This is a genomic window from Paenibacillus sp. P4_A9 (genome assembly GCF_056402415.1).
In genome coordinates, this window is the sequence record NZ_JBFUHL010000150.1 from 1 (window position 1) to 4,108 (window position 4,108).

Below are 4,108 nucleotides of genomic sequence, written 5' to 3' on the forward strand. Positions count from 1 at the left end.
ACTTTTATCCTGAGCATATAGTATAGGATTCTTAATATATGGAGGTATTAGAAGAAATATGAGGACTAAGCGTTCCATTACTCGATTATCATTGAGGAATCGTGTCATCAAGACTATACCAGTTGAAAGAAACCCCTCCAAAATCTATCTTAATGAGCCCCTTAACCGGATTTATGTACTTAACACCGGAAGTAATACCGTCACTGTAATAAATGGTGATACGAATAGAATAATTCGCACCATAAGTGTTGGCAACAACCCGTTTCACGCTGCGGTAAATCCTCGTACCAACCGATTTTATGTATCCAATACAATAAGTGGAACCGTTTCCGTCATTAACAGTATCACAAATAGGATCGTAAAGACGATCAAGCTTTCATCCAGTGTGGGAAATATAGCTGTAAATCCGTCCACCAACCGAATCTATGTAATCAATCGAAGTAGTAACACATTAGTTGTTATCGACGGCGAAACCAACAAAATTATGTCTAAAATACCATTGGTCGGAATTCAACCGACAAGTGTTGCTGTGAATCCTTTAACGAATCGGATTTATGTCGTGTTTGCGAATACAGGGAACTTGGCCGTCATAGATGGAAAGAGCAATCTGATAATCGCAAATCCTCAAACGGGGCCAGCTTTCGTAGTTTTAATCAATACTAGGACAAATCGAATTTATGTCGTTAAAGACGCTGATATTGTTGTAGTTAATGGAAACACCAACAGACTCATAACCGTAATATCCCCCCCTACTGTCCATGAAATCATTGATCCCGCTTTAAATGAGCGAACAAATCGACTGTATTCTGCAGATCCTGATGGTGGCACAGTAAGTGCAGTAAATTTGCGAACAAATCGGTTAATCCAGACGGTACGCACTGGCGAATCTCCAGCTGTTATCAATGTTGACCCTATAAGAAACCTTGTATATGTTCCGGAATTTGGCGGCAATGTTATCGTGATAAATGGGGCGGATAACACGATTCTTACACGTATACGTTCGGGAGTCGAACCTTTTAACGGTGTTTTGAATGCCCGAACCAATCGTTTGTACGTCCTGAGTAACAGGGATCGTAAGGTTGTCRTAATAGTAGGCTTATGATAATTAAAAATAATATGTAGCTGCAGTGGGGGCTACCATACACCGTCGTTCGAACTGATGGAACTTCTCAAAAGACACACGAAATCGCACTCATGTGTTCACCAGATTACAACTTTATTTTAACCAACCTCAACTTTTCCTGTCGCTCACTAATTAACTTCCATTAATTGAGAAAAGGTAACGATCATATGACCGGATGTCTTCCAAATGGCGGATGTTCTCTTACTTCCCAGATTGATCCGCAGCTGCAACATTGCATCTGCCTACTCTCTCTCAAGCTCGACATTGACAATCGTATTTCTTCTCCACATTGTTACTGGTCCGGAAGAAATAGCTAATGGAGGTAACGGACAACCGCCACAGTCAGTTAACAGATTCATAATATTGTTGCCGTTGCGGCTTACACTTACATCCAATATCCCCTTCACGATCATCGTGATGACATCCTTCTCATCCTTCTCTTCGGCTAGACTAATCTATTAGGGAAATATGTTGTTGGTATGGACATTTGCCCACAGAGTCATTGAGAATCAAATGTTAAAACTGTGGTGCGTCAGATAAGGGAAGAAAATAGGGATTAAATATTCCGCGAAATTGCCCGTTACTTCAACGGACAACGGCAGCCCAATGCTTGTCGGCTGCCGTCATGTCGTGATTGAACTATAGTTTTCGTTAGTTCAACAGCAACTCCAAACAACCATCTATCGATAAAATAAAATATGACCACAATTCAATCTATCCCGACAGTTCCCTAGATCTTCCAATCTTCAAAGAACGATAGTACGCGGTCTATGCATTTCTTGGTCCAGCGTCTCGCATTACTAACCCCATTTATGGATATATTCCTATATGCCTAGAACCACATCTACCTTTCGATGTCCGCGGATAACAAAAGAGCCTAGAGTATCACTACCCAAGACTCCGCCCGTTTCAATCATATATTTTCATTTTTCACAATTTACTTAGCCCCAGCACTCAAGAGTGTCATGATCTTTGCTTTGCTGTCATATTTTACTGCAATTCTTTCCCCTAAAGCAAAGCCAAAAAATTTAATATCTTTATTATTTAACCGCAATAATTTTCCAGGAGGATCGTCCTCGAACGTGTCTAACGTCATGATTAACCTCTTGACATTAGCGCCTCTTTTGATTGTTATCGGTGCTCCAAAAGTAAATCCAGCCCCACTTCGACTAAAAAAATCAGCTAACTGAGTGTTAACAGAAACTTCACGAGTTTCGGTACCGATTGATATCAGTGAAGCTGTAGTTTTCGCAACTGCCATTATGCTCTCATCCTCTCCAACAACATTTCCAACTAAATTCCTTCCACAGTATGCAACTAGAGGAAAATTGTGTCACATCAATAGATGTTGATGTTCTTCAGTCAAACAGCATTTCAATAAATATACTATTTGAAATGGCGTTAATCCCTAGGGAGATAGTGTCAGAATGAATGTGTGAATAGTTTTGGAACGTTTCGCATTACCCTTTCCTTTATTTTCTAGGAAGGATGCGAAGGACAGAGCTGATTTGGTTGAATGTAACGGGTGTGTTGCCTTTAAGCAAGCCAAACTTTTTCGCAGTATTGGGGGTTACTTGAATGAATTGTTCAACAAAAATTTCGCGGCCAGCTCGAAGTCGAACCCTTTTAGTTACAAGTCCACGTTTCATTAACAACTGGTTCTTCAGAATTCCGAGTTCCACTACGCCGATCGCCGAAACGAATATTTCATTATCATTTATATGAGTGATTACAGTGCGGCCATCGGTTGGTTTTTCAATGACCGTGCGTCCAATTCTCGTGGGAATCGCAGTTCGCGATATTGGCTTTGCAAAAAAAGAAATGCTTCGACTTACCGAATCATACCGAAGAATGTAACGCCTCTTATTGATTAAACCTAACATTCGCGCRGTTTTTGCACCCACATTAATATTATTATCAATGCATTCAGAAGAATCACTGTTATTTAATGAAACCGTTACCTTAGCAGTTCCTTTCCGCAAGACCACCCTACCGTTGGGTATTGTAACGCCAAATTTAGGCAAGGGGGAACCTCCGCAATCACCGACTAACTCTGCGCGATTTTCAAAATCAGGCACAATATTTACATCAAAAATAGCACGCGAAATCATCCGTAATCTTCACACCTTTCATGATAGATAAAATTAAACGGGTTTTCCTATGCTATTCCCGCACCCTGGACCCATCATTATTTAGGGTATGTGTCACCACGAAGATGTGATTGGATTTTCCTTTCAATAAATGCGTTCTCCTCCCGTTACATTAATAAACAAAAGAAGAGCTGCCGCGAAGCAAGCCCCTCAATTATCGTTCTGCGATAGCTCAACAGGCTGCCCCATCGATGCTGGCAGCTTGTTTGCAATATATTCAATTATGCCCCCGTTGTAAAAGGAAGGAAAATCTTACTTTGCTCCACTACTTCGTAAAGTAATTACCTTCTGTTTACCATCAAATGCTCCAATTGCCACCATTTCTAATATAAACTGCAGCGAGAGGAACAGCAGCGCGGAGCTCGTGCCTACGCTCAAAATAATCCAAAGATGCAGCCTGGAGTCTCAGGCGATAAGAGAAAGCCATCCTCCTAAGTTTACACCTTACTTTTTATTATTTTTATCGTATGGTTTAACATGTTTTGAAATTGTTCACGCGAATCTGCTCGTAATTTTGGATGCGTTTCATTTAAAGCTTCACGTACTGAGATTACCTCTGTTTTATGGCGATCACTTTCAAGTTTCCGATGTACTAAAGTCGGAATATAATTAGTCTCCGTAATGATTATGTTCCTTCATCATTTTTTTTGACTTTAATATTAAGAATGATACTGCTTTGTGTATGAACGTTTCCCCTTAATTTTGTAGATATAAAATTACCTAAGGAATACATGACCAACTGTTGCTTTCCCCTCACAATTAACGGCTGAAGAACATGTGGATGTGACCTAAATATAATATGGGCTCCATGTTTAAATAAAAGTCTCACCAAGTG

5 protein-coding genes are annotated in these 4,108 nt (G+C 40.2%); 1 reads left to right on the plus strand and 4 read right to left on the minus strand.

The window, feature by feature from the left end:
- Positions 1-58 precede the first annotated feature (58 nt).
- Positions 59-1,102, plus strand: a complete 1,044-nt coding sequence (locus AC1DVJ_RS30175; RefSeq protein ID WP_477596479.1) for a YncE family protein — start codon at positions 59-61, stop codon at positions 1,100-1,102.
- 263 nt (positions 1,103-1,365) lie between these two features.
- Here the strand turns inward: AC1DVJ_RS30175 and AC1DVJ_RS30180 are convergent, their stop codons facing one another.
- The 4 genes from AC1DVJ_RS30180 to AC1DVJ_RS30195 form a co-directional block, all read right to left on the minus strand.
- Positions 1,366-1,536, minus strand: coding sequence for a hypothetical protein (locus AC1DVJ_RS30180; protein WP_477596481.1), 171 nt, complete (start codon positions 1,534-1,536; stop codon positions 1,366-1,368).
- 524 nt (positions 1,537-2,060) lie between these two features.
- Positions 2,061-2,384 carry a hypothetical protein gene (locus AC1DVJ_RS30185; protein WP_477596483.1) on the minus strand — a complete coding sequence of 108 codons (324 nt, stop codon included), beginning with the start codon at positions 2,382-2,384 and terminating at the stop codon, positions 2,061-2,063.
- Between the two features lie 211 nt (positions 2,385-2,595).
- Complete coding sequence (locus AC1DVJ_RS30190; RefSeq protein ID WP_477596484.1) at positions 2,596-3,234, minus strand: hypothetical protein; 639 nt, start codon at positions 3,232-3,234, stop codon at positions 2,596-2,598.
- 664 nt (positions 3,235-3,898) lie between these two features.
- Positions 3,899-4,108, minus strand: a 210-nt coding sequence (locus tag AC1DVJ_RS30195; protein ID WP_477596486.1) for a CapA family protein, incomplete at its 5' end; no start/stop codon positions are given.

Bases quoted from the DNA above. Each gene is read 5' to 3' on its own strand.
- AC1DVJ_RS30185 (WP_477596483.1), bottom strand. From the start codon at position 2,384: ATGGCAGTTGCGAAAACTACAGCTTCACTGATATCAATCGGTACCGAA.
- AC1DVJ_RS30180 (WP_477596481.1), bottom strand. From the start codon at position 1,536: ATGATCGTGAAGGGGATATTGGATGTAAGTGTAAGCCGCAACGGCAAC.